Raw genomic sequence first — 22,704 nt, forward strand, 5'->3', positions numbered from 1 at the left:
CGCCGGGCCGCCCCCCGCCACGCTGAGCTTCGTTGCCGCGCTCGCCGTTCGCGATGCCTGCGCGGCGGCTTTGAGTGACTCTGCGGCGCTTGGCCTCAAATGGCCCAATGACGTGCTGCTGGATGGCGGCAAGCTCTCCGGCATTCTGCTGGAAATGGCGCGCGGGCACATCATCGTCGGCATCGGGGTGAACCTTGCCCGCGCCCCGCAGGTCGAGGGGCGAAAGACCGCCGCTCTGGCCGATGTGACCACGCCGCCGCCGCTCGAGGACTTCGCCGCAAGCCTTGCCGCGGCCTTCGACCGGCGGCTCGGGGCGTGGCGCACCTACGGCCTTGGGCCGACGCTTCAGGCCTTCCTGTCCCAGTCGATCCATGCACAAGGCTCGCCGCTAACCGTCCATGATACCGACGGCACGGTGCTATCGGGAACCTTTGCCGGCCTGGAGGAATCCGACGGTGCCCTGCGCCTGCGCTTGGCGGATGGCCGCGAACGTGTCATTCGCGCTGGCGATATTTCTTGAGCCAAGGACTGCCCACGATGCTGCTCGCCGCCGATGTCGGGAACACCAATGTCGTCTTCGCGCTGTTCGATCTTCACGCGGACGGCACCCACACCACCCGCGCGCGCTGGCGCATCGCCACCGACCCGCGCCGGACGGGTGACGAATATGCCGTGTGGCTGCTCCAGCTGCTCAAGATCGAGGGTGTCGAGCGCGACCAGATCACCCGCATCATCGTCGCCTCGGTGGTGCCGCGCGCCGATCACAACCTCACCGTATTGTGCGAGAAGTATTTCGGCATCACCCCGCTGTTCGCCGGGCAGGGCACCGCGCGCTGGCGGTTCGAGATCGACGTCGACCAGCCCTCCTCGCTGGGCGCCGACCGCGCGCTCAACATCCTCGCCGCGCACCACAAATATGGCGGCGACCTGATCATCGTCGACTTCGGCACCGCGACGAAATTCGAGGCGGTAGACTTCACCGGTGCCTACAAGGGCGGCTCGATCGCGCCGGGGATCAATCTCAGCCTCGATGCGCTGGTGGGCAAGACCGCCAAGCTCCCGCGCATCGCGATCCGCGCCCCGGAGAGCCGCTCGGTCATCGGTCGCAACACCGAAGACCAGATGCTGATCGGCGTGTTTTGGGGCTATGTCGCGATGATGGAGGGCATGGTCGCCAAGATGAAGAGTGAAATCGGCCGTCCCGCCAAGGTTGTCGCCACGGGCGGGCTCGCCATATTGTTCGACGACGCGACCGAGATCTTCGACCACGTCGACGCCGACCTCACCCTCGATGGCCTCGCCATCCTCGCCCGCCAGGCCGAAACCGCCTGAGCGCGGCCAACGTAAGAGACATTGTGAAGAACGATTACACCCCCGAAGACGAACTCCTGTTTCTGGCCCTCGGCGGCTCCGGCGAGATCGGCATGAACGTCAATCTCTACGGCTGCCAGGGCAAGTGGATCATGGTCGATCTGGGCATGACCTTTTCGGGCAACGAATATCCCGGCGTCGAGCTGGTCTTCGCCGATCTCGATTTCATCGAGGAGCGCCGCAAGGATCTGCTCGGCATCGTCCTCACCCATGCGCACGAGGATCATATCGGCGCGGTGCCCTATTTCGCGGGCGACCTCGGCGTGCCGCTCTATGCGACGCCCTTCACCGCCGATCTGGTGACGAGGAAGCTCGAAGAGGCAGGGCTGCTCGGCGAGGTCGAACTGAACATCATCGAGGAAGATCACGGCCGGATCGAACTCGGCCCCTTCAGCATCACCTATCTGCCGCTCGCCCACTCGATCGCCGAGGGCAACGCGCTGCTGATCGACACGCCGCACGGGCGCATCTTCCACACCGGCGACTGGAAGCTCGACGAGGAACCGATCATCGGCGAGCCTACCACCGAGGAGGAGCTGCGCGAAATCGGTGCAGAAGGCGTGCTGGCGCTGGTGTGCGATTCCACCAACGTCTTCAACCCCAACCCCTCCGGCAGCGAAGGCGCGGTGCACCGCGCGCTGATGGAGGAGGTCGCGCGCCACTCCGGCAAGCGCGTCGTCGTCACCACCTTTGCGAGCAATGTCGCGCGCCTCCAGACGCTGGGCGAGGTCGCGCGCGAGACCGGGCGGCAGATCTGCGTCGCGGGCCGTTCGCTCGACCGAATCATCGAGGTGGCGCAGGACAATGGCTACCTTACAGATTTCCCCAAGCCGGTCGACTTCGACACCGCCATGGGCCTGCCCCGCGGCGAAGTCCTGATCCTCGCCACCGGCGGGCAGGGCGAGCCGCGTGCGGCGCTCGCCCGGATGGCGGAGAACAACCACCCGATCGAGCTCACCGCGGGCGACGTGGTGCTGTTCTCCTCGCGCCAGATCCCCGGTAACGAGATCCCTATCGGCAAGATCCAGAACCAGCTCGCCGCGCGCGGGATCACCATGGTCACCGACCGCCAGGCGCTGATCCACGTCTCGGGCCATCCGGGACGGCCGGAGCTCGAGGCGCTCTACGACTGGCTCAAGCCCGAAATCCTCGTCCCGGTCCACGGCGAGATCCGCCACATGGCGGAGCAGGCGCGGGTCGGGAAGGCGAGCGGCATCCCTTCGCAGGTGGTACAGAAGAACGGCGATCTCGTCCGCCTCGCCCCCGGCAAGCCGGGCAAGGTCGCGGAGGTGCGCGCCGGTCGCCTGGTGCTCGACGGCGACATTATCGCGCCCGCCGATGGCGATGCGATCACCATGCGCCGCCGCATCGCGGGCGAGGGCGTGCTGGTGGTGGTGCTTGCCCGCGGCGCGCGCCCGATGATCGAGGCGGTGGGCCTGCCGCTTGACGAAGACCTGCCCGCGTTCCTCGAGGAAGCCGCCGAAGATGTGCTCAAGGCCATCGGCCGGCTCAAGGGGCGCGACGCAAAGGACGTGGACGCGATCCGCGAGGCCGCACGCCTTGCCGCCCGCCGTGCGGCACAGCGCTGGTCGGGCAAGAAGCCGCAGGTGCGCGTGGTGATGCCGGGAGCGGCCGCCTGATGCAGGTGACCTCGATCCTGGCGATCTATTTCCTGTTCTGGGTGATGAGCGCCTTCGTCATGCTGCCCTTCGGCGTGCGCACGGCGGACGAGGCGGGGGTCGAGAAAGTGCCCGGGCAGGCCGACAGCGCGCCGGTCAATTTCCGCCCCGGCAGGCTGGCGCTGCGGGCGACGGTGATCGCCGCGGTGCTGACCACGCTTTTCGTGGCGAACTTCACCTATGGCTGGATCACCGCGGCCGACATCGACTTCTTGCCCAAGCCGCCTGCTTCGGCAGGCTAGGTGCGCAGTCGCTGGATCGCCTGGGCGAGCGCGACGTAGAGCTTGCCCATGTCCGATCCCAGCATCGTCACGCTCAGCACGTGGCCGTCGCGGGTCGAGAGCGTCTGGCGCAGCAGCGCCTCGAAATCGTGGATGTAGCGGCTGACATTGGCCCTGAAGCTCTCGTCGGCCGTGTAGAGCGCCGCGATTTCCCTGGTCGCGCCGGCATCGAGCAGCCTGACCGCGCGGCGGGTGAAGATCCCGCGGTCGCCCTTGAGATAGGCCTCCCACGCCGTGTCCGCGACCTCGGTCGACAGGGCGGCCGAGATGTCGATCGCGGCCGAATTGAGGCTGTCGGTGATCAGCGCCATGCGCCGCGCGAAGTCGTTGTTGACCTGCTCCTCGGCCAGCTCCCGGGCGCGAGTGACGCGCTGTTCGAGGTTGCCGGTGAGCTCGTTGACCTTGACCAACTGGTCGCGCAGCTGGATCGCGGCCTCGCGCCCGACGCCCGATGCATGCGCGGCCGATTGCTCGAGCGCGCCGATGGTCGCCGCGGTCTCGTTGCGAAGTGCCCGTTCGAGCGCTTCGACCGCCTCGCTGCCGAGCCGACCTGCGAGCGCCAGCATCCGCTCGCGCGCGCCTTCATCGAGCGTGGCGAAGGCGCCGGTGATCGCCGCTTCGAGCGCGGCGAGGCTTTCGCGCAGGGTCTCCTGCGTGTCCCGCGCCAACGTGCCGCTTTCCTCGGCAAGGCGCGCAAAGCCGCCGCGTAGCCCCTGCAGGCGGGCGAGCGCGTCCTCGGTTTCTTCGGCAAGGTGCGCCTTGAAGCCGGCGATGGCGATCTCGGCGGAATCGATGCCCTTGCGGGTCTCCAGCAGGTAATCCGAAAGATCGCTGCCCGCCTGCTTGCTGCGCAGCATGAGCGCGGCGACCTTGTCCGCGCGCGCCTCGACGCCCTCGATCGCGGCATTGGCTCCGCCGATCGCGCCGGTCAGGTCCTCGCGGCAGCTGCGCGCGCCCGATTGCAGGATTTCCAGCAGCCGCACGCCGTGGTCGGTGAGCTGCGCCATCTGGGCCTCGGTCGCGGCGAGGGCGGCGCGCTTCTCGTCAAGCTGAAGGCCGAGAGCATCGAGCGCCGCCCCGAGACTGGCCCGCGTCGTTTCGGCTGCAATGCCTGCGTCACCGACGACGCGAGCGAGCTCTGCCGCCCGCTCGGTCATGGCCTCGCCCTGCAAGGCCAGCTTCTCGATCTCCGCAAGCTGCGCCTCGCGCCGCTGGGCTAGGGCATCGTCGAGCGCGGCAAGGCGCTGGGCGAGGACTTCGCCGGCCTGCGCCTCGCGCGTCTCGAAGGCGGCCTGGCGCTGCTCGATCAACTCGTCGAAGTTGCGGTTGCGCGCCTCGAGATGATCGTCGAAGCGCATCGCCTCGTCGCGCAGCTGCGTGATGCGCTGGGCCGCGGCGGCGCTGGTACTGCGGTCGAGTTCGTCCACCAGCCGCAGCTTCTCGAGCAACGCCTCGTGGAGCGCGCTGATCGTCTCGGCAAAGCGTGCCCCGGCGCCTTCGGCCGCCGCTTTGAGGCGCGCAGCGGTGCTGTCGGCCTCGCTCGCAGCAGCTTCCGCCCTCTCGCGCAGCGCCGCCATCGCCTCCTGCTCGAGCGCCCCGACCGCCTCGCGATAGGCCTCCGCCTCGCTCCGGAGCGCAGTGAAACGCTGCGCAACGAGCGCCTCGATCCGCACCAGCTGGCTCTCGAACCCGTCGAGCGTGGTCGCGACATTCTCGCCCAGCCGCGCGATCTGCTCCTCGCTCGCGCTGCCGACGCTGGTGATCCGCTCGAACCCGCCTTCGAGCCGCGCGAGTTGCTCCTCGGCGACGCGCCCGGCGCTGCCGATCTGGTTGGCCACATCGCGCGCTGCATTGGCGATCACCGGCAGATCATCACGCAGCCGGTTCATGTTGCCGAGCGCGGTCTCGCTGGTCGCGGCGATGGTCTCGACCTCGGCGCCGTTGCCCCGGATCAACGCCTGCAATTCGCCCGCGTGGCTCGAGAGGCGCTCGGCAGCGATGCGTCCTAGTGCCTCGAGATCGCGGGCCTCGGCGGCGAGAAACTCGCGCGCGAGGCTGAGTTCGCGGTTGACGACCTTCAATCGCGCCTCGAGCGCCGCGCTCTCGCGGTTCATCGCGGCGGCAGTCGCGGCGAAGCGCTGCGCCTCGGCGTGCGAGGAACGCATCGACAGCAGATAGAGCACACCCACCAGCGCGACCGGCACCGCCCACATCACCACCCACTGCGCCCACTGCGCAGGGATCGGCGCGGCCTGCATGTCGGCCAAGTGCGCCCATACGAAAAAGCCGCTCCACCCTGTTACCGCCAGCAAGGCGAGAACGGGCGCCGCCTGGGCGAGAAGCGAGGGGCGGGGCGCGTCGAGGACGTCACCATCCTCGTCCTGCGCGACCCAGGTGTCGGACAACTCGAGCGCTTCCGCGCCGCCTTCGGCCTCGGGAAGCGTCGTGTCGCCCGTGTCGTCGCTGCCGCTCTTGCGCCCCAAGGCGCGCATCTGGTGCCGTCCTGTCATGCCTCTCCATACCACAGCGCGACTCGCGATAAACCCCGCTTTAACCAATCCGGGCTATTCCTGTGCGCATGGCATTCAATCACGGAGCTCTGGATGCGACCCTGGCTGCGGCGGCCGGCGATGATGCCGTGCTGCTGCGCGAGCTTCGCAGCGCCTTTCTCGAGAGTGCGGCCAAGCAGCTCGATCTGCTGAAGCGCGCGCGCTGCGATGGCAACTGGCATGTCGCGGCGATGCGGCTCAAGGGCCTTGCCGCCAGCTTCCATGCCGAGGACCTGCTCCAGGCCGCCGAGATCGCGCTCCATGCCGCGCCCGGCGAGCCGATGGCGATCCGCGAGGTCGAAGCGGTGATCACCCGCTTCGCGCGCACCCGCACCCCCGATCCCAACCGCATCTGAGCGCCGCCGCGCCGCGCCGCCCGATGCTTGGGGGCAAAGCGCGCCGCCACGCTTGAACCCGCGCGCCTAAACCGCCAATCCTCGCTCCCTGTCGCCGCGACCGGAGGAGCTAGAGCGATGCGCATCGGCCTGATTGCCGCGTTGCGCCACAGCGAGGAAGGCGCCCTTCGCGCCGCGCTCCCGCTCGCGGGGCGGAGCGTGATCGCCTGGCAGGCGGCGCTGTTGCAGGCCCTGGGGGTCGAGCGGGTGCTGTGCCTCGCCGAAACGCCGGGCGGCACGGTGCTCGAATTGCAGCACATGCTCGAAGGCCAAGGCGTGCAGTTTCACGCCTTGCGGGGCCCTGCCGCGATCCCCGCGCTGGTGCGCGCCGAGGATGATCTGGTGATCCTTGCCGACGGGCTGGTGCCCGATCCGGCAGTGGTGCGGGCGCTGACGGGTGCGGGCGAGGGCGGGGAGGCGCTCCAACGCATGGTGGCGACGATCCCCGCCGATCACCCGCTCGCCGCCGCGCACCCGGAGGATTTCGAGCGCATCGACGCGCAGCGCCACTGGGGCGGGGTGCTGGTGATGCGCGGCGCACCCGCCCAGCGTCTCGCCGATTTTCCCGCCGATGCCGATGCGGTCTCGCTGCTGTTGCGGCTCGCGCTCCAGGCCGGCACCCCTTCCTGCGAGCTCAGCCCGCGCGAGCTGGTGCCCGAGACCTGGCTGCTGGCCGACAGCGACGCGGCCGTCCGGCGGCACGAGGGCGCGCTGATCGCCGCTGCCGCGCCGCCGGCCGATTGGCGCGCGCCGGGCACCGCGCTTGCCGCGGCGGCAGTGCGATCGCTGGTGCCGCGCGGGCTCGGAAAAGGCCCGCTGGTCGCCGGGGGCGCTGCGCTGGTGCTGCTGCTGACTGGCGTGATGGCCGCCGCTTTCGGCTTTGCCGCGAGCGGGCTGGCGCTGGCGGGCCTCGGCGCGCTGGCGGCGCAGGTCTCGCACGGCTTTGCCGCAATCGGCGCGCGCCTCAACCGCGAGGCGGCAGAAGGGCGCGCCGGCTCTGTCCTCGCGGGCGCCTGCGACGTGCACGCGGCGGCGACCTTGTGGTTCGGCCTTGCCCCCTTTCCCGCTTGGGAGCCGCTCGCGGCGCTCGGGCCCGTCGCTTACACGCTGGCCCGGCTTGCGGCGCGCAAGGGAGACAGCGCATTGGCAACCGTCGCCTCCGACCGTGCGAGCCTGCTGCTCGCCCTCGCGCTCGCCGCCGCCTTCGGCCTGCTGCCGGAAGCGCTCGCCTGTCTCGCCTTGGGGCTATGCGCAGCTTTGCTGCTGCGCCGCGAAGAGGAATGATCTAACCCGTCCTTAACTATGCGGGCTCTATGCCCGCGGCAGATGGGCAAAGAAACGATGGACCTTGCCGCCGACGATGCTGTCGAGGCGATCCTGCGTGGCGGGCTCGCGCGGGAAGCCCGCGCGCTGACGGCGGTCGTCCCGGTGCTGCGCCACCTGCTGGGGACCGAGGCGCAGGGCCTCGTCAGCGAGGCGATCCTGGCGCGGGTGCGCGGCATGATCCTCGATATCGCCGCGCAGCTTCTCGCCGCGCAGGCCGGACGCGATCCCGCCGCGCGCGTACCCGGCGGCGACCCGGCGGCGCTCGATGCACTCGCGGAGGGCCTGATGGGCGAGGAGGCGCTGCTCGCCCATTGCCATGCACTTGCGACCGAGAGCCTGCTTGCCGACCGCTTGCAACAGCGCCATGCGATCGATCCGGTGCTGAGCCCGCTGCTCCAGGAACTGATCGCCGCCGAGGACCCGGCCGTCGCCGCGCTGGCGATGGCGACGCTCGCCGCGCAGTCGCGCTTCGTCCAGAGCCAGCGGCGCATGGAGCTGGCACTGGGTGAGCTCCCGGCCGAACTGTTCCACGCCTTGCTGGCCCGCGTGCCGGGAGGCACGGGGGACGGTGCGGGGCTTGCTCGCCTTCAAGCCGGCTACGACGAGGCGACCTCGCGGCTCGGGCTGCTGGCGCGGCTCGTGGCGGCGATGCGCCGCGGGGCGGTGGCCGCGCTGGCGCTCGAGCATGCCGGCCTGGCGCTGTTCGCCGCCGCCATCGCGAGCGAGACCCGCTGCCCGCGCGGCGAGGCGGTTCTGGCCTGTCAGGAAGGGCAGGGCGTGCGGCTCGCCCTGCTGCTGCGCGCCGCCGGCCTCGCCGTGCCCGCGATCGAGCGCCAGATGGTGCTCGCCGAGCCGGCCGCGCAGCTTCCGTCCGCCATCGGCGCGCTCACGCCGGCACGTGCCGCCGCGCTGCTGGGCGCTGGCCGCCTCGCGTGATGAACATGGTCGAGAGCCCCGACACACTCCTTGGTGCCTATGGCCTCACCGACGCGCGCGACCGGCTGCTGAGCGCCGACGCGCCGCTCGCCGAACTACAGGAGCGCTGCGGGGGCGATCTGCCCGGCATGCTCGCCATCCCCGAGCTGCTCGCGCTGGTGCGCCAGGCCCGCGCGCTGGGCCTCAGGATCGCGCGCGGCTTCTCCGCCTTCGACGGCGACGCCGAGGTCTCCGGCTTCGCGCGCATCCACCCCTTGGGCGAGGAAGATGGCGGCGGGTGCGAGGTGCTGGTCGAGAACTGGCAGAGGAGCCCGCTCAGCCCGCCCTCGGCGCGCGAATTCGCCGAGCGGCTCGACGCGATCGACCGCGCCACCGCCGAGGTCAGCGCCCGGCTCGATGCGCGCCAGCGGCTCCAGGTGCTGAGCGCCCGCGCGCCCGATGCCGCCGCGCTCGAGGCGGCCGCGCTGGCCGCGCCAGGCACCTTGTGGAGCGATCTCGTCGAGCTCGTCGACATCACCCACCACCAACCGCTCCACTGGCGGCTGCTCGACGGCGTGGCCTGCCGCTTCGAAGGCTCGGCGAGGGCCTGGCGGGTGCGGCTCGTGCCGCTCGGCATCGACGTGCAGAACCCCTCGGGGTTCGAGCTGCTGCTGATCGCCGACGAACCGCTGGATGAGGGGGTGGGCGGGCCGGATCTTGGCGCCGAAGCCGCGGGCTTGCTCGAAACCTCGCCCGCTCGGCTTGTCGGCACCGCGCTCACGCCGGTGCTGCGTCAGCCGGTGCAGCGCATCATCGCCAATGCCGAGACCATCCGCGCGCGCCTCGCGGGGCCCTTGCGCGACGAGTACAGCGAATATGCCGGCACCATCGCCAGCGCCGGGCAGCACCTTGCCGCGATGCTCGATGACCTTGCCGATCTCGAGGTGGTCGAGACCCCGGGCTTCACCACTGCGAGGGAACCCGTCGACCTCGCCGACGCCGCTGCGCGGGCCGCGGGCATTCTCGGGGTGCGCGCGCACAACCGCGACACCGCGCTGGTGGTCGAGGGCGAGCGCGGCACGGCCATCGCCACCGCCGAGTTCCGGCGGGTGCTGCAGATCCTCATCAACCTGGTCGGCAACGCCATCGCTTATGCGCCCGCCTCGAGCACGGTGACGATCATGGCGCTGCCTCTGGCCGAGGGCCGCGTCGCGGTGACGGTTGCCGACGAAGGGCCAGGGGTGGGCCCCGAACAGGCGGCGAAGATCTTCGACAAGTTCGAACGCCTCGGCCGCGACAGCGATGGCGGGCGCGACAGCGGCTCGGGCCTCGGCCTCTACATCTCGCGCCGCCTGGCCGAGGCTATGGAGGGGACGCTGACGGTCGGAACCGCGCCAGGCGGGGGCGCTTTGTTCACGCTGGAACTGCCCGCCGCCTGACACCTGAAAAGCAAAGGCCGCCGGTTCCAAGAATGGAACCGGCGGCCTGCTCGTTTTCAATGGCTAGCGTTTAGCGCTTGTCGAGCGGCACATAGTCGCGCTGCGTCGGGCCGGTGTAGAGCTGGCGCGGGCGGCCGATCTTCTGGCCGGGGTCGCTGATCATCTCGTTCCACTGCGCCACCCAGCCCACGGTGCGCGCGAGCGCGAAGAGCGCGGTGAACATCGTGGTCGGGAAGCCGATCGCCGAAAGGATGATGCCCGAATAGAAGTCGACGTTGGGGAACAGCTTCTTCTCGATGAAATAGGGATCGTTCAATGCGATCTCCTCGAGCTGCAGCGCGGTCTCGAACAGCGGGTCGGTGACCTTGAGGCTCTCGAACACCTCGCGCACGGTCTTCTGCATGACCGTCGCGCGCGGGTCGTAATTCTTGTAGACCCGGTGGCCGAAGCCCATCAGGCGGAACGGATCGTTCTTGTCCTTGGCGCGCTCGATATAGTGCGGGATGCGGTCGGGCGTGCCGATCTCGCGCAGCATGTTGAGCGCAGCTTCGTTGGCGCCGCCATGCGCCGGGCCCCACAGGCAGGCGATGCCGGCCGCGATGCAGGCAAAGGGGTTCGCGCCCGAGGAGCCCGCCAGACGCACAGTCGAGGTCGAGGCGTTCTGCTCGTGGTCGGCGTGGAGGATGAAGATGCGGTCCAGCGCGCGCTCGACCACCGGGTTCACCACATAGGGCTCGGCCGGCACGCCGAAGGTCATGCGCAGGAAATTGCCGGTGTAGCTCAGCGAATTGTCCGGATAGACGAAGGGCTGGCCGACCGAATACTTGTAGGCCATCGCCGCGATCGTCGGCATCTTGGCGATCAGCCGGTGCGAGGCGATCATGCGCTGCTGCGGATCGGAGATGTCGGTGCTGTCGTGGTAGAACGCCGACAGCGCACCGACCACGCCGCACATCACCGCCATCGGGTGCGCATCGCGGCGGAATCCGCGGTAGAAAGTCATCAGCTGCTCGTGCAGCATGGTGTGGCGGGTGATCGTGTAGGTGAAGGTGTCGAGATCGACCTTGCTTGGCAGCTCGCCGTTCAGCAGCAGGTAGCTGACTTCCATGAAGCTCGAATCCTCGGCCAGCTGACCGATCGGATAGCCGCGGTGCAGCAGCACGCCCTCATCGCCGTCGATATAGGTCAGCGCGCTCTCGCAGCTCGCGGTCGAGGTGAAGCCAGGGTCGAAGGTGAAGGCCCCGGTCTGTGCATAGAGCTTGCGGATGTCGATCACGTCGGGGCCGGTGCTGCCCGCGAGCACGGGGTATTCGTGCGTCTGGCCGCCGAATTCGAGTTTCGCCGTCTTGTCTGCCAAGATCTGTCTCCTGTCCAAAAACCCTGTTCCGGCCCCCAATGCCGGTTTGCCCTAACTCAGGCGGCCTGCGCGTCGAGCCGGGCGAGCGCCTCGTCTCGGCCGAGCAGGACCAGAACATCGAAAATACCGGGCGAAGTGGTGCTCCCGGTCAGCGCCGCGCGCATCGGCTGCGCCAGCTTGCCGAGGCCCAATCCCTGCTCCTCGGCGAGCGCCTTCGTAGTGGCTTCCAGTGCCTCGCTTGTCCAGTCGTTTTCGGCCCGGAGCGCCTCGCAAATCTTTCGCAGAATCGCGCGCGCATCGCCCTCGAGCAGGGCGGCGGCCTTTTCGGTCATGGCCAGCGGGCGCTTGACGAACAGGAAGCCTGCGCCTTCGACAACCTCGTTGAGGTTCTTCGCGCGCACCTTGAGCACCGGCATGGCGCGGGCGAGCAGCGCTTCGTCGGCGTGCGCGCCGATGCGGGCTGCGACCAGTGCGGCAAGGCGCGCGTCGTCGGCCTCGCGCAGGTAGTGACCGTTCAGGTTTTCGAGCTTCTTCATGTCGAAGCGCGAAGGGCTCTTGCCGACGCCGGCCAGGTCGAACAGCTGCACCGCCTCCTCGCGGGAGATCTCCTCGCGGTCGCCATGCCCCCAGCCGAGGCGCAGCAGGTAGTTGAACAGCGCCTCGGGCAGGATCCCGAACTCGTCGCGATAGGCCTCGACCCCGAGCGCGCCGTGGCGCTTCGACAGCTTCGCCCCGTCGCTGCCGTGGATCAGCGGGATATGAGCATAGACCGGGTCAGGCCAGCCGCCCTCGATTGCATTCATCGCGCGGATGATCGGGAGCTGGCGGAAGGCATTGTTCAAGTGATCGTCGCCGCGGATCACGTGGGTTACGCCCATGTCGTGATCGTCGACCACTACCGCGAGCATGTAGGTCGGCGTACCGTCGGCGCGCAGGATGATGTAGTCGTCGAGCTCCTCGTTCCGCACCGTCACCGCACCCTGGACGCGGTCTTGGATCGTGGTCTCGCCGGTTTCGGGGGTCTTGAGGCGGATGACGTAGGGCGCACCCTCGGGAGCCTCTGCGGGGTCGCGGTCGCGCCAGCGCCCGTCATAGCGCAGCGGCTTCTTGAGCGCGCGCTGCTCCTCGCGCATCGCCTCGAGCTCCTCGGGGGTTGCGAAGCACTTGTAGGCATGACCCGCCTTCAGCAGGGCCCAAGCGACCTCGGCGTGCCGCTCGGCACGGTCGGACTGGAACAGCGGGGGGGCGTCATAATCGAGGCCCATCCAATCGAGCCCCTCGATGATCGCGTCGATCGCCTCCTGCGTGCTGCGCTTGCGGTCGGTGTCCTCGATCCTGAGCAGCGTGCGGCCGCCGTGGTGGCGGGCATAGAGCCAGTTGAACAGCGCGGTGCGCGCGCCGCCGATGTGCAGGAAGCCGGTGGGCGAGGGAGCGAAGCGGGTCACGACCTCGCCTGTAGGGGTGCTGCTTTCGCTTGCCATGGGCTCTCAATTCCTGTTCACTTCGAGCGGCTTGGACGGAGACCGGGCGGGCCTGGGGGCATGCCGATGCGCGATGTGCCGATCATTCCGATGGGGGAGGATCCGGACGGACCGGACGCCGCCCCCGATCCGCGCCCGCGCCCTTGGCAAAGTGCGCGGGGCTTGTCCAGCATCGGCGGCGGGATGTCGCGGCTCGCCGACGCTGCCGAGCGCTTTCTTGCAGACGCGGGCTTTGATCGCGCGCCGTGGCTGGCGGTGGTCTTTGCCGGCGGCATCATCACCTGGTTCGCGCTCCCGCACCCTTGGCAATGGCTGGCGGCGATGGCTGGCGGTGCTGGCGCGGCGCTCGCTGCGCAGGCGCTCTGGCCGCGGGGCAGCGCGGCGGACGAGACCCGGGCGCACCTGCGCATGGCGGTGGTGGTGTGCGCACTGGTGTTCGCCATCGGGATCGCGACGATTTGGGCACGCTCGGCCATCGTCGGGGCCGAGCCGATCGCGCGCCCCGCCGTGGTCCTGATCGAGGGGCGTGTGCTTGGCCGCGAGGATCAACCCGCCGAGGAGCGTCTGCGTCTCACATTGGCGATGCGCGATGCCGAGGCGGGAGTGGCGCGCAAGGTCAGGGTCAATGTGCCGCTGGCGGCGCTGGACGAGGCCGGGCCGCCCGCGGGCCTCGCCGAGGGCGCGGTGGTGCGGCTGCGTGCCCGGCTGATGCCGCCCGCCTCGCCGATGCTGCCGGGAAGCTACGATTTCGCTCGTGCCGCCTGGTTCCAGGGGCTCGCGGCGACGGGCACGATGGTGGGGCGGCTGACGCTCGTCACCCCCGCACCCGAGGGCGAGGGGCTGGCGCGCTGGCAGCGGGCGCTCTCGGCGCATGTGCGCGCCGCCGTGCCGGGATCGCCGGGCGCGATCGCGGCGGCCTTCGCCAGCGGCGACCGCGGCGGGATCGCCGAGGCCGACGAGGTGGCGATGCGCGATTCGGGGCTCACCCACCTGCTCTCGATCAGCGGATTGCATGTGAGCGCGGTGATCGCGGCGGCCTATTTCGCGGTATTGCGCCTGCTCGCGCTGTGGCCCGCGCTCGCGCTCAGGGTGCGGCTGCCAATCGTCGCCGCGGCGGCGGGCGCGCTGGTGGGGATCGCCTACACCCTTCTGACCGGGGCCGAGGTGCCGACGGTGAGGAGCTGCGTCGCGGCGCTGCTGGTGCTCGGCGCCCTGGTGCTGGGGCGCGAGGCGCTTTCCTTGCGAATGGTGGCGGTCGCGGCCGGCTTCGTGCTGTTGCTGTGGCCCGAAAGCGCGATCGGTCCCAGCTTCCAGATGAGCTTTGCAGCGGTGCTGGCAATCATTGCCTTGTCGAACAGCGCGCCGGTGAAGGCCTTTCTCGCCCACCGCGAGGAGCCATGGTGGCAGCGCCTCGGCCGGCGGACGGTGCTGCTGTTCGCGACCGGCGTCGTCATCGAGCTGGCGTTGATGCCGATCGTGCTGTTCCACTTCCACCGCGCAGGCATGTACGGGGCGCTTGCCAATGTCGTGGCGATCCCGCTGGTGACCTTCGTCGCGATGCCGCTGATCGCGCTGGCGCTGATCGCCGATCTGGCGGGGCTGGGTTGGCCGCTCTGGTGGCTGGTCGAACAGGCCCTGGCGCTCTTGCTCGGGATCGCGCATCTCACCGCGGCGCAGGCGGGAGCGGTGCGGCTGATGCCGCAGATCAGCGGCTTCGCGGTTGCGCTGTTCGCGAGTGGAGGCCTTTGGCTCGCGCTGTGGCACGGGCGGGCGCGGCTTGCGGGGGGCCTTCCGGTCGCCGCGGCGAGCGTGATGGTGGCGCTCACCCCGGTCCCCGACATCCTCGTTACGGGCGACGGCCAGCAGGTCGGGATCACCATGCGCTTGCCCAACGACACGCTGCGCCTGGTTTCGCTGCGCGACAGCCGCTCTGAGTACACTCGCGACAACCTGATGGAGCTTGCCGGGGTCGGCGCCGAGCCGGTGCCGATCGCGCACTGGCCGGGCGCGCGCTGCTCCTCGGCATTCTGCACCCTCACCATCGCGCGCGGCGGGCGCGATTGGGTGCTTCTCCTCGGCCGCAACCGCACGCAGGTCGGGGAGCGAGCGCTTGCCGCCGCCTGCGCCGAGGCCGACATCGTCGTCGCCGAGCGCTTCCTTCCGCGTTCGTGCCGCCCGCGCTGGCTCAAGGCCGACCGGCGGTTCCTCGAACGCTCGGGCGGCATCGCCATCGACCTTGCCGCCGAGCGCATCACCACCGTCGCCGCGGGGCAGGGCGAGCATGGCTGGTGGCGGGAGCCGGAACCGAGACCGCCGCGTCCCGCGGCCCCGGCCACCGCCACGTTTCAGTGATAGCGGCGCAGGAGCCCTGCGAGCTTGCCCTGCACCTCGACCTCGTCCGGCCGGTAGAACTGCGGATCATAGGTCGCATTGGCAGGGTCGAGCCGCACCTGGCCGTTTTCGCGGCGCAGGTATTTGAGCGTGGCTTCCTCGCCGCGCACCAGCGCGACCACGATCTCGCCGTCGCGGGCGGTGTTGGTGCGGCGCACCAGCGCGAAATCGCCATCGAAGATCCCCGCCTCGATCATCGAATCGCCCGACACCTCGAGCGCGTAATGCTCGCCCGGGCCGAGCAGCGCCGCCGGAACCGGCAGGGTCGACTGGCCCTCGAGCGCCTCGATCGGGGCACCTGCTGCGATCCGGCCGTGAAGCGGCAGTTCGATCACGTCGTTCGCCGCCTCGGGCTGTGCCGCGCGGGGGGCGGGCATCGACACCACGTTGTCGCCCGCAGCCGCGGTGCTGCGCGCCGGAGTGGTATCACCCGGCTCACGGATCACCTCGAGCGCGCGCGCCCGATTGGGCAAGCGGCGCAGGAAGCCGCGTTCCTCGAGCGCAGAGATCAGCCGGTGCACGCCCGACTTGCTCTTGAGATCGAGCGCTTCCTTCATTTCCTCGAAACTGGGCGAGATGCCCGTCTCCTCGAGCCGCTGCTGGATGAAGACGATCAGCTCGCGCTGTTTTGCGGTCAGCATTGGTCAATTCTCCTGTGGTCGCACCCACGCCGCGCCCCATGAGGCCGCAGCGTGCCAATCCCTTGCGTGCGCCAAGAGGCACCTCTCCTGTCTGCTTCAGGCCCCGGTGCGTAGTCTGCACTTGCCGTTCCGCCATTAAGGTGAACGAATAAGGAACAATTAGGCAACCCGTTCGCGCGAGTCAAGCGCGACACGCGGGCAACCCGCGCAATTCAGCCATTTCGGAGCAGGAACACCCGCACCGCCTCTCCCGCCTTGGCCGTTGGCGACCCCGCAGGCCGGTCGATCAGCGCATCGGCCGCCGCCAGCGCCGAGAGCGCCGAGGAGTCCTGCGATCCGGCGAGCCGCACGCGGTCTCCATCCACCACCGCCCGCAGGAACTCGCGGCGCTTTTCGGTCGGTGGCAGGTCCTCGCCCGCGATCATGGTGATAGTGCGCGGCAGCGGGTCGGGATCGCCCAACGCGGCGCGCACCAGCGGCAGGGCGAAGAGGAAGGCGGTGACGAAGCTCGACACCGGATTGCCCGGCAGGCCGAGGATCACCTGTGCGCCCCCATTGTCTCTCTGGCGGGTGGCGACCAGCAACGGCTTGCCCGGCTTGATCGCGACCCGCCAGAAGGCGGTCTCGGCGCCCCAATCGGCAAGGGCGGGCTTGATCAGGTCGTGATCGCCCACCGAGGCCCCGCCCGAGGTGACGAGCACGTCCGCCGCATCGGCCTGCGCCAGCGCGGCGGCGAGGGCGGCGCGGTCATCGGGCACCGGGCCGATGCGGGTCACTGCGCAGCCGAGCGGGGCGAGCATCGTGGCGATCATCGCGGCATTGCTCGCGGGGATCTGGTGGGGGAGGCAGGCGGCGGGGTCGGGGCTGAGCTCGTCGCCCGAATCCATCACTGCGACGCGCAGGCGGCGGGGGACGGTGAGCATGCCATGCCCCCCCGCCAGCGCCAGCGCAAGGCGCGCCGGGGTGACGCGCGTGCCGCGGGCGAGCAGCAGGTCGCCTGCGGCAAAGTCGAACCCGCGCGGGCGGATATGGCGGCCGGGCGGGGGGAGCTCGGTGGCAGTGACGCTGTCCCCCTCCCGCACCGCGTCCTCCTGCAGAAGCACGCGGTCCGCGCCAGCGGGCATAATCGCGCCGGTCGATATGCGCGCCGCCTCGCCGGACCCGAGCGCGGCAGGGTGGGGCGCGCCCGCACGGCTCTCGCCGACCACCCGCCATGGGCCCTCGCCAGGCGTGAGCGCATAGCCGTCCATCGCCGAGAGGTCGGCGGCAGGCTGGGTGCGCGCGGCGCGCAGATCCTCGGCCAGGAAGCGGCCGAGCGCCGCCTCGACCGGCACGGTCTCGGGCGGCAGCTTTGGCGCCAGTGCCAGCAGCCTTGCCTGCGCGTCCTCGAGGCCGAGCAGCGCGTTCAAGCAGGGGAGCTCCAGTCGCCCGACTTGCCGCCGCTCTTGGCGATGAGGCGCACATTGTCGATCACCATGGCCTTGTCGAGCGCCTTGGCCATGTCGTAGATCGTCAGCAGCGCGACCGAGACCGCGGTCATCGCCTCCATCTCGACCCCGGTCTTGCCGGTCAGCGAAGCGGTGGCGGTGACGCGGATGGCGGCCTGCGAGCCCCCGCGCTCCTCATAGTCGAAGTCGATATCGACCGCCTCGAGCCCGAGCGGGTGGCACAGCGGGATCAGCTCGCCGGTGCGCTTGGCGGCCATGATACCGGCGATGCGCGCGGCCGAGAGCACGTCGCCCTTGGGCGCGTTGCCGGCGCGGATCGCGGCAAGGACTTGCGGCGCCATCGTGATCCGCCCGCTCGCCACGGCACGCCGCGCGGTCGCCGCCTTGGCGCCGACATCGACCATGCGCGCCGCGCCGGTCTCGTCGAGGTGGGTGAGACGCGCGCTGTCGCCGTTCATCGGGCGAGCCCCCTGCCAGACCAGCCAGCGCTGTTGGAGACAGACGAGTTGCGGGACAGAACAAAACCGGTGCCCCCGGGATCACGCGGGGTGGCGGCGGCAGGGAGGAGGGGGGCGGTGTGGGTCATGCGCTCATTCTTGCCCGATCCGCGACCTCCAGGACAGAGCCAGTTTCGCCTCAGGCAGCGCCGGTCAGCAGCGCGGCGGTGGCGGCGGCGACATCCTCCTGCCGCATCAGGCTCTCGCCGACGAGGAAGGTGCGCACGCCTGCGCCCGCCAGCCGTTCTAGGTCGGCGTGGGTGTTGATCCCGCTCTCGCCGACCAGCAGCGTGCCTTCGGGGGCGAGCGGGGCGAGGCGCTCGGTCACGGCGAGCGAGGTGGTGAAGGTTTTCAGATCACGGTTGTTGACCCCGATCAGGCGCGATGTGAGCGCGCGCCCGGCGCGTTCGAGCTCGGCCTCGTCATGCACCTCGACCAGCACGTCCATCCCGAGCTCGGTCGCGGCGGCCTCGATCTCTGCCATCGCGCTATCCTCGAGCGCGGCGACGATGATCAGGATCGCATCGGCCCCGATCGCGCGCGCCTCGAGGCACTGCCACGGGTCGACCATGAAATCCTTGCGCAGCACCGGCAGGCTGCAGGCGCTGCGGGCCTCGACGAGGTAGTCTTCGTGGCCCTGGAAATAGGGCGCATCGGTGAGGACAGAGAGGCAGGCGGCGCCGCCCGCTTCGTAGGCGGCGGCGTGTTCGGCAGGGCGGAAGTCGGCGCGGATCAGGCCTTTCGACGGGCTCGCCTTCTTGATCTCGGCGATCAGGGCATAGCCGGAGGCGGCCTTTGCGCGCAGAGCCGCCTCGAAGCCGCGCGGCAGCGTTTGGGTGCGCGCGGCGCGGGTCAGCGCCTCGTCGCTTATCGCCAGTCGCCGGGCGGCGACGATCTCGCGCTTGGCGGCGCAGATTTCCTCGAGCTTGTTCATCGTTTCACTTTGCTAGCGCAATCCAGCGCTCGAGCAAGGCCAGCGCTGCGCCCGAATCGAGCGCTTCGGCAGCCATGCTTGCCCGCTCACGCCAATCCGCGCCGCGTCCGGCGACGGTCAGCGCGCCTGCCGCGTTGAACAGCACCGCGTCGCGATAGGGCCCGGGGGTGCCCATCAGCAGCGCCTTCAGTGCGGCGGCGTTGTGCTTGGCGTCATCGCCGCGAATTGCCTCGATCGGGGCATGGGGGAGGCCCGCCGCGCCCGCGTCGATCCGCTCCATGGTGAAGGCGTGTCCGGTCACCACCGCGACCTCGTTGCCGCCGGCAAGACTCAGCTCGTCGAGGCCCTCGTCGCCCGAGACGATCAGCGACTTGCCTGTGCCGAGCCGCGCCATCGCGCCGGCATAGATCGGCACATAGGCGGGACGGGCGATGCCGATCAGCTGGCTCTCGACCCGGGCGGGGTTGGATAGCGGGCCCATCAGATTGAAGATCGTGCGCTGGCCGATCCGCGCCCGGATGGGCTGGATCCGCGCCATCGCGGGGTGGTGGTTCTTCGCGAAGAGGAAGCAGATGCCGATCTCGGCGAGGGTCTTTTCGGCGGTGCGCCCGGCCGCGTCCATATCGAGTCCGAGAGCTTCGAGCGTGTCCGCCGCGCCTGCCTTCGAGGAGGCCGCGCGGTTGCCGTGCTTGGCGACCGGCACCCCGCAGGCCGCGACGACGAGGCTGACGGCGGTCGAGACATTGAGGGTGTGATGCCCGTCGCCCCCTGTGCCGCAGACGTCGATCGCGCCTTCGGGTGCCGGGATCGGGATCAGCCGCGCGCGCAGGGCACGGGCTGCACCGGCGATCTCGTCCGCCGTCTCGCCTCGCGCCGAGAGGGCGACGAGAAAGGTGGCGATCTCGTCTTCCGAAGGTGCGCCGTCGAGCAGCGTGCCGAAGGCGGCTTCGGCTTCGGCTTCGCTGAGGGGCGCGGTGATGTCGGGGAGGGTGTTCACGCCGTCAGCCTTGCGGGCAGCACCGGCTCCAGCCCGCACAACCGCACGAAGTTGGCGAGCAGCGCGTGGCCGTGCTCGGTGGCGATGCTCTCGGGATGGAATTGCACCGAATGGATCGGGAGGCTGGCGTGGCGGAAACCCATCACGCTAGGATGGTCGGTGCCGGGGGTCTCGGCATGGGCGTTGGCGATCAGTTCCGCGGGCACGTTCACCACCTCGAGGCTGTGATAGCGCGTGGCGATGAAAGGCGAGGGGAGCCCTTCGAACACCCCCGTCCCGTCATGGCTGACCGGCGAGGTCTTGCCGTGCATCAGTCCGCCGCGCTGGACGGTGCCGCCGAAATGCTGCCCGATCGCCTGGTGGCCGAGGCACACGCCCATCAAGGGCTTGCCCGCGTCCGCACAGGCCGCGACCAGATCGAGGCTGATGCCGGCCTCGTTGGGCGTGCAGGGCCCGGGCGAGATGAGGAAGCCCGCCGCATTGCTGCGGATCGCTTCCGCAGCGGTCAGCGCGTCGTTGCGCTCGACGCGGACTTCGGCCCCCAGCTCCATCAGGTAGTGGACGAGGTTGAAGGTGAAGCTGTCGTAATTGTCGATGACGAGAATCATTGCTCGGGCGCCTCTGATGATGCCGCAGCCGGTTTCGCCTCGCGCTTGCTGACCACGATGATCGGCCCGATGCGGCCCTTGTCCATCCGGCCGCGCGCCGGGTTCCAGAGGCTCGAAACCTGCCCGTCGAGATAGAGGGCGTTCTGCACCTTCAGCACGTCGCGATAGTAGCGCGCGAGCTGGCCGAAGCTGATGGGCGCGTCGGAGATGACGAAATGGGCCTTGCCGCTCGCATCGACGCCGACAGCATTGCGGATCGCCCTGGAGGGGCCGTCGTCCTGGATCTCCGGGTGGAGCTTGCCATCGACCAGCAGCAGCGGGCCCGACTGGGTTCCGAATTGCGGGCGGTCGCCCACGGTGTTGAAGAAGGTGTTGCTCCCCAGCACCAGCCACTTGGCGTCGCTGCCGAAGAACACCCCGTTGGGCTTCATGTAGAAATTGCCCTCTCCGTCGGCGCGGTTCAGCTCCTTCAGCCGCTCGCCGTTCTGGACGTAGTAGCCGATTGCCTTGAGGTCATCGCCGTACATCCCGCCGTTGACGGCGAAGGCGATGGTGGCCGGATCGACGCTGGCGGCGAACTTGGCGAGGCTGGCAAAGGGCTGTTTGTCCGCGCCGAGATTGGCCATGGCGATGCGGTGCTGCGCAGGGTCGGCGATGCAGTGGGTGAGGGGGACGCCCTCGAATTGCACGCTCTCGCAGGCCGAGGGGCCGAGATCGGGCGCGGCGGTCTCGGTCGGCCCGGCGAGCGGTTCCTCGGCGTCCGACCCGTCGAACTTGACCTTGACCAGCGCCTCGCCCGCAGGCGCTTCCGAACAGGCGGCGAGCGCTAGCGTCAGGCCCAAGGCCAGAGCGACCCGCCTCATTGCCCGTACCCCGGCTCGCCCGCGACCCGCACCGCCTCGCGCGCGGCGGCGATCAGGGCGCCGGCCTTCGCGCGGCATTCGGCGAGCTCGTAATCGGGATCCGAATCGGCGACGATGCCCGCGCCCGCCTGCACGTGCATCACCCCATCCTTGACCACTGCGGTCCTGAGGACGATGCAGCTGTCGAGCGAGCCGTCGGGCGCGAAATAGCCCACCCCCCCGGCATAGGCGCCGCGCGTTTCGGGCTCGAGCTCGGCGATGATCTGGCAGGCGCGGACCTTGGGCGCGCCCGAGACCGTGCCCGCCGGAAAGCCCGCGAAAAGAGCGTCCAGGGCATCCCTGTCCCCCGCCAGCTCGCCCACCACATTGCTGACGATGTGCATCACGTGGCTGTAGCGTTCGATGGTGAAGCTGCCCGTGACCTCGACCGTGCCTGCCGCCGCCACCCGGCCGACATCGTTGCGGCCGAGATCGAGCAGCATCAGGTGCTCGGCACGCTCCTTGGGATCGGCGAGCAGGCTCGCCTCGTTGGCGATGTCCTCCTCGCGCGTCGCGCCGCGGGGGCGGGTTCCGGCGATCGGACGGATCGTGACTTCGCCCTCACGCACCCGCACCAGGATCTCGGGGCTCGAGCCGACCAGCGCGAAGCCGGGCAGGTCGAGGAAATAGAGAAAGGGCGAGGGGTTCACCCGCCGCAAGGCGCGATACAGCGCCAGCGGGGGAAGGGTGAAGGGGCAGGTGAAGCGCTGGGCGAGCACGACCTGGAAAATGTCGCCCGCGAGGATATAGTCCTTCGCCGCCAGCGCCATCGCCTTGTAGTCCTCGGGCGCGATCACCGGCGCGAGGTCGGGGGGGGTGTCCGGCACGGCCTCGGCGCCGCTTGCGGGCATCGGTGCGCCCAGCTGGCTCAAGGTAGCATCGATCCGCTCGCCCGCACGCTCCACTGCGGCGGCAGGGTCGACCGCCTCCCAGATCGGGGCGATGGCGAAGAGCGCATTGGTGAGCCCGTCGAACACCAGGATCACCGTCGGCCGCACGAACAGCATGTCGGGCAGCGCCAGTAAGCTTTCGGCAGCGCGCGGCAGGGTCTCGACGAGGCCGATGGTCTCGTAGCCGAGATAGCCCACGAGGCAGGCGAGGGCAGGGGGCAGGCCCTCGGGCATGGGGTCGATCCGGCAGGCGTCCGCCAGCGCGCGCAATTCGGCGAGCGCGCCGCTTGCGAGCGGAGTGAAGGCCTCTGGGTCGAGCTTCCAGTCGCGGTTGACCTCGGCGGTATTGCCCTTTGCGCGGAACACCAGGTCGGGATCGAGCCCAAGCAGGCTGTAGCGCCCGCGCACCTCGCCGCCCTCGACGCTCTCGAGCAGAAAGTCGCCGCGCCCGGACACGATCAGCCGCCGCGCCGCGCCCACCGGGGTGTCGCTGTCGGCGATGATCCGCCGCCACACGAGGCTCGGCCGCCCGGCGGCGAGGCTGGCGATGGCGGCGGCGGCGTTCTCGGGCAGGCTGGCCGGGCTTGCGAGGGTCACGAAAGG

20 protein-coding genes are annotated in these 22,704 nt (G+C 69.9%); 9 read left to right on the forward strand and 11 right to left on the reverse strand.

The genetic code is table 11. From position 1 onward, the window contains the following. The 4 genes from AX692_RS01230 to AX692_RS01245 form a co-directional block, all read left to right on the forward strand. Positions 1 to 520, forward strand: a 520-nt coding sequence (locus AX692_RS01230) for a biotin--[acetyl-CoA-carboxylase] ligase (RefSeq protein ID WP_073977540.1), incomplete at its 5' end; no start/stop codon positions are given. Positions 521 to 537: 17 nt separating this feature from the next. Next, complete coding sequence (locus AX692_RS01235) at positions 538 to 1,332, forward strand: type III pantothenate kinase (RefSeq protein ID WP_073974833.1); 795 nt, start codon at positions 538 to 540, stop codon at positions 1,330 to 1,332. A gap of 92 nt (positions 1,333 to 1,424) precedes the next feature. After that, positions 1,425 to 3,011 carry a ribonuclease J gene (locus AX692_RS01240; protein WP_073974834.1) on the forward strand — a complete coding sequence of 529 codons (1,587 nt, stop codon included), beginning with the start codon at positions 1,425 to 1,427 and terminating at the stop codon, positions 3,009 to 3,011. Further along, positions 3,011 to 3,292: a DUF1467 family protein gene (locus tag AX692_RS01245; RefSeq protein ID WP_073974832.1), complete on the forward strand. Its 282-nt coding sequence runs from the start codon at positions 3,011 to 3,013 to the stop codon at positions 3,290 to 3,292. Before AX692_RS01240 ends, AX692_RS01245 begins: the two co-directional genes overlap by 1 nt. Here AX692_RS01245 and AX692_RS01250 read toward each other — a convergent pair. Next, a complete protein-coding gene (locus tag AX692_RS01250; RefSeq protein WP_073974831.1) occupies positions 3,289 to 5,841 on the reverse strand; it encodes an ATPase in 2,553 nt (850 codons plus the stop codon). The two genes, AX692_RS01245 and AX692_RS01250, sit on opposite strands and share 4 nt — an antisense overlap. Before the next feature lie 68 nt (positions 5,842 to 5,909). Here AX692_RS01250 and AX692_RS01255 point away from each other — a divergent pair, with 68 nt between their 5' ends. From AX692_RS01255 to AX692_RS01270, 4 genes are all read left to right on the forward strand, one after another. Further along, positions 5,910 to 6,236 (forward strand): hypothetical protein, encoded by a 327-nt coding sequence (locus AX692_RS01255; RefSeq protein WP_073974830.1) that lies wholly within the window; start codon positions 5,910 to 5,912, stop codon positions 6,234 to 6,236. A 117-nt stretch (positions 6,237 to 6,353) separates the two neighbouring features. Continuing rightward, positions 6,354 to 7,559 (forward strand): hypothetical protein, encoded by a 1,206-nt coding sequence (locus AX692_RS01260; RefSeq protein WP_073974829.1) that lies wholly within the window; start codon positions 6,354 to 6,356, stop codon positions 7,557 to 7,559. A gap of 42 nt (positions 7,560 to 7,601) precedes the next feature. Next, a complete protein-coding gene (locus AX692_RS01265; RefSeq protein WP_073974828.1) occupies positions 7,602 to 8,537 on the forward strand; it encodes a hypothetical protein in 936 nt (311 codons plus the stop codon). Further along, a complete protein-coding gene (locus AX692_RS01270) occupies positions 8,537 to 9,955 on the forward strand; it encodes a sensor histidine kinase (RefSeq protein ID WP_073974827.1) in 1,419 nt (472 codons plus the stop codon). Before AX692_RS01265 ends, AX692_RS01270 begins: the two co-directional genes overlap by 1 nt. Positions 9,956 to 10,025: 70 nt before the next feature. On the opposite strand, the gene AX692_RS01275 is transcribed toward AX692_RS01270, so the two are convergent. Both AX692_RS01275 and gltX read right to left on the reverse strand, forming a co-directional pair. Then, the gene (locus AX692_RS01275; RefSeq protein WP_073974826.1) at positions 10,026 to 11,312 is read right to left on the reverse strand and encodes a citrate synthase; all 1,287 of its coding nucleotides are present in this window, start codon (positions 11,310 to 11,312) and stop codon (positions 10,026 to 10,028) included. Positions 11,313 to 11,368: 56 nt separating this feature from the next. Then, complete coding sequence (gene gltX, locus AX692_RS01280) at positions 11,369 to 12,793, reverse strand: glutamate--tRNA ligase (RefSeq protein ID WP_073974825.1); 1,425 nt, start codon at positions 12,791 to 12,793, stop codon at positions 11,369 to 11,371. Positions 12,794 to 12,955: 162 nt separating this feature from the next. Here gltX and AX692_RS01285 point away from each other — a divergent pair, with 162 nt between their 5' ends. Further along, positions 12,956 to 15,145, forward strand: a complete 2,190-nt coding sequence (locus AX692_RS01285; protein ID WP_330997379.1) for a ComEC/Rec2 family competence protein — start codon at positions 12,956 to 12,958, stop codon at positions 15,143 to 15,145. Here the strand turns inward: AX692_RS01285 and lexA are convergent. The 8 genes from lexA to AX692_RS01325 all read right to left on the reverse strand — a co-directional run bounded on the left by lexA (position 15,139) and on the right by AX692_RS01325 (position 22,698). Then, entirely contained in the window at positions 15,139 to 15,825 is a 687-nt protein-coding gene (gene lexA / locus AX692_RS01290) for a transcriptional repressor LexA (RefSeq protein ID WP_073975141.1), read from the reverse strand. The two genes, AX692_RS01285 and lexA, sit on opposite strands and share 7 nt — an antisense overlap. A 212-nt stretch (positions 15,826 to 16,037) precedes the next feature. Beyond that, positions 16,038 to 17,234, reverse strand: a complete 1,197-nt coding sequence (locus AX692_RS01295) for a molybdopterin molybdotransferase MoeA (RefSeq protein ID WP_073977541.1) — start codon at positions 17,232 to 17,234, stop codon at positions 16,038 to 16,040. Beyond that, positions 17,231 to 17,731, reverse strand: a complete 501-nt coding sequence (gene moaC / locus AX692_RS01300; protein ID WP_073977542.1) for a cyclic pyranopterin monophosphate synthase MoaC — start codon at positions 17,729 to 17,731, stop codon at positions 17,231 to 17,233. Before moaC ends, AX692_RS01295 begins: the two co-directional genes overlap by 4 nt. 178 nt (positions 17,732 to 17,909) lie before the next feature. Next, positions 17,910 to 18,704 carry an indole-3-glycerol phosphate synthase TrpC gene (trpC, locus tag AX692_RS01305; RefSeq protein WP_073973797.1) on the reverse strand — a complete coding sequence of 265 codons (795 nt, stop codon included), beginning with the start codon at positions 18,702 to 18,704 and terminating at the stop codon, positions 17,910 to 17,912. Between the two features lie 4 nt (positions 18,705 to 18,708). Continuing rightward, positions 18,709 to 19,701, reverse strand: a complete 993-nt coding sequence (gene trpD / locus AX692_RS01310; protein ID WP_073973804.1) for an anthranilate phosphoribosyltransferase — start codon at positions 19,699 to 19,701, stop codon at positions 18,709 to 18,711. Continuing rightward, positions 19,698 to 20,309: an anthranilate synthase component II gene (locus AX692_RS01315; protein WP_073973798.1), complete on the reverse strand. Its 612-nt coding sequence runs from the start codon at positions 20,307 to 20,309 to the stop codon at positions 19,698 to 19,700. The genes trpD and AX692_RS01315 overlap by 4 nt, the downstream gene beginning before the upstream one ends. Continuing rightward, positions 20,306 to 21,172: a phosphodiester glycosidase family protein gene (locus tag AX692_RS01320; RefSeq protein WP_073973799.1), complete on the reverse strand. Its 867-nt coding sequence runs from the start codon at positions 21,170 to 21,172 to the stop codon at positions 20,306 to 20,308. The genes AX692_RS01315 and AX692_RS01320 overlap by 4 nt, the downstream gene beginning before the upstream one ends. Continuing rightward, the gene (locus AX692_RS01325) at positions 21,169 to 22,698 is read right to left on the reverse strand and encodes an anthranilate synthase component I family protein (protein ID WP_419470493.1); all 1,530 of its coding nucleotides are present in this window, start codon (positions 22,696 to 22,698) and stop codon (positions 21,169 to 21,171) included. Before AX692_RS01325 ends, AX692_RS01320 begins: the two co-directional genes overlap by 4 nt. Positions 22,699 to 22,704 lie beyond the last annotated feature (6 nt).

Origin of the sequence: Erythrobacter donghaensis (assembly GCF_001557325.1) — a bacterium.
Taxonomy (GTDB): domain Bacteria; phylum Pseudomonadota; class Alphaproteobacteria; order Sphingomonadales; family Sphingomonadaceae; genus Erythrobacter; species Erythrobacter donghaensis_B.

Bases quoted from the DNA above. Each gene is read 5' to 3' on its own strand.
- AX692_RS01235 (WP_073974833.1), top strand. From the start codon at position 538: ATGCTGCTCGCCGCCGATGTCGGGAACACCAATGTCGTCTTCGCGCTG.
- AX692_RS01240 (WP_073974834.1), top strand. From the start codon at position 1,425: ATGAACGTCAATCTCTACGGCTGCCAGGGCAAGTGGATCATGGTCGAT.
- AX692_RS01245 (WP_073974832.1), top strand. From the start codon at position 3,011: ATGCAGGTGACCTCGATCCTGGCGATCTATTTCCTGTTCTGGGTGATG.
- AX692_RS01250 (WP_073974831.1), bottom strand. From the start codon at position 5,841: ATGACAGGACGGCACCAGATGCGCGCCTTGGGGCGCAAGAGCGGCAGC.
- AX692_RS01255 (WP_073974830.1), top strand. From the start codon at position 5,910: ATGGCATTCAATCACGGAGCTCTGGATGCGACCCTGGCTGCGGCGGCC.
- AX692_RS01260 (WP_073974829.1), top strand. From the start codon at position 6,354: ATGCGCATCGGCCTGATTGCCGCGTTGCGCCACAGCGAGGAAGGCGCC.
- AX692_RS01265 (WP_073974828.1), top strand. From the start codon at position 7,602: ATGGGCAAAGAAACGATGGACCTTGCCGCCGACGATGCTGTCGAGGCG.
- AX692_RS01270 (WP_073974827.1), top strand. From the start codon at position 8,537: ATGAACATGGTCGAGAGCCCCGACACACTCCTTGGTGCCTATGGCCTC.
- gltX (WP_073974825.1), bottom strand. From the start codon at position 12,793: ATGGCAAGCGAAAGCAGCACCCCTACAGGCGAGGTCGTGACCCGCTTC.
- lexA (WP_073975141.1), bottom strand. From the start codon at position 15,825: ATGCTGACCGCAAAACAGCGCGAGCTGATCGTCTTCATCCAGCAGCGG.
- moaC (WP_073977542.1), bottom strand. From the start codon at position 17,731: ATGAACGGCGACAGCGCGCGTCTCACCCACCTCGACGAGACCGGCGCG.
- trpC (WP_073973797.1), bottom strand. From the start codon at position 18,704: ATGAACAAGCTCGAGGAAATCTGCGCCGCCAAGCGCGAGATCGTCGCC.
- AX692_RS01315 (WP_073973798.1), bottom strand. From the start codon at position 20,309: ATGATTCTCGTCATCGACAATTACGACAGCTTCACCTTCAACCTCGTC.
- AX692_RS01320 (WP_073973799.1), bottom strand. From the start codon at position 21,172: ATGAGGCGGGTCGCTCTGGCCTTGGGCCTGACGCTAGCGCTCGCCGCC.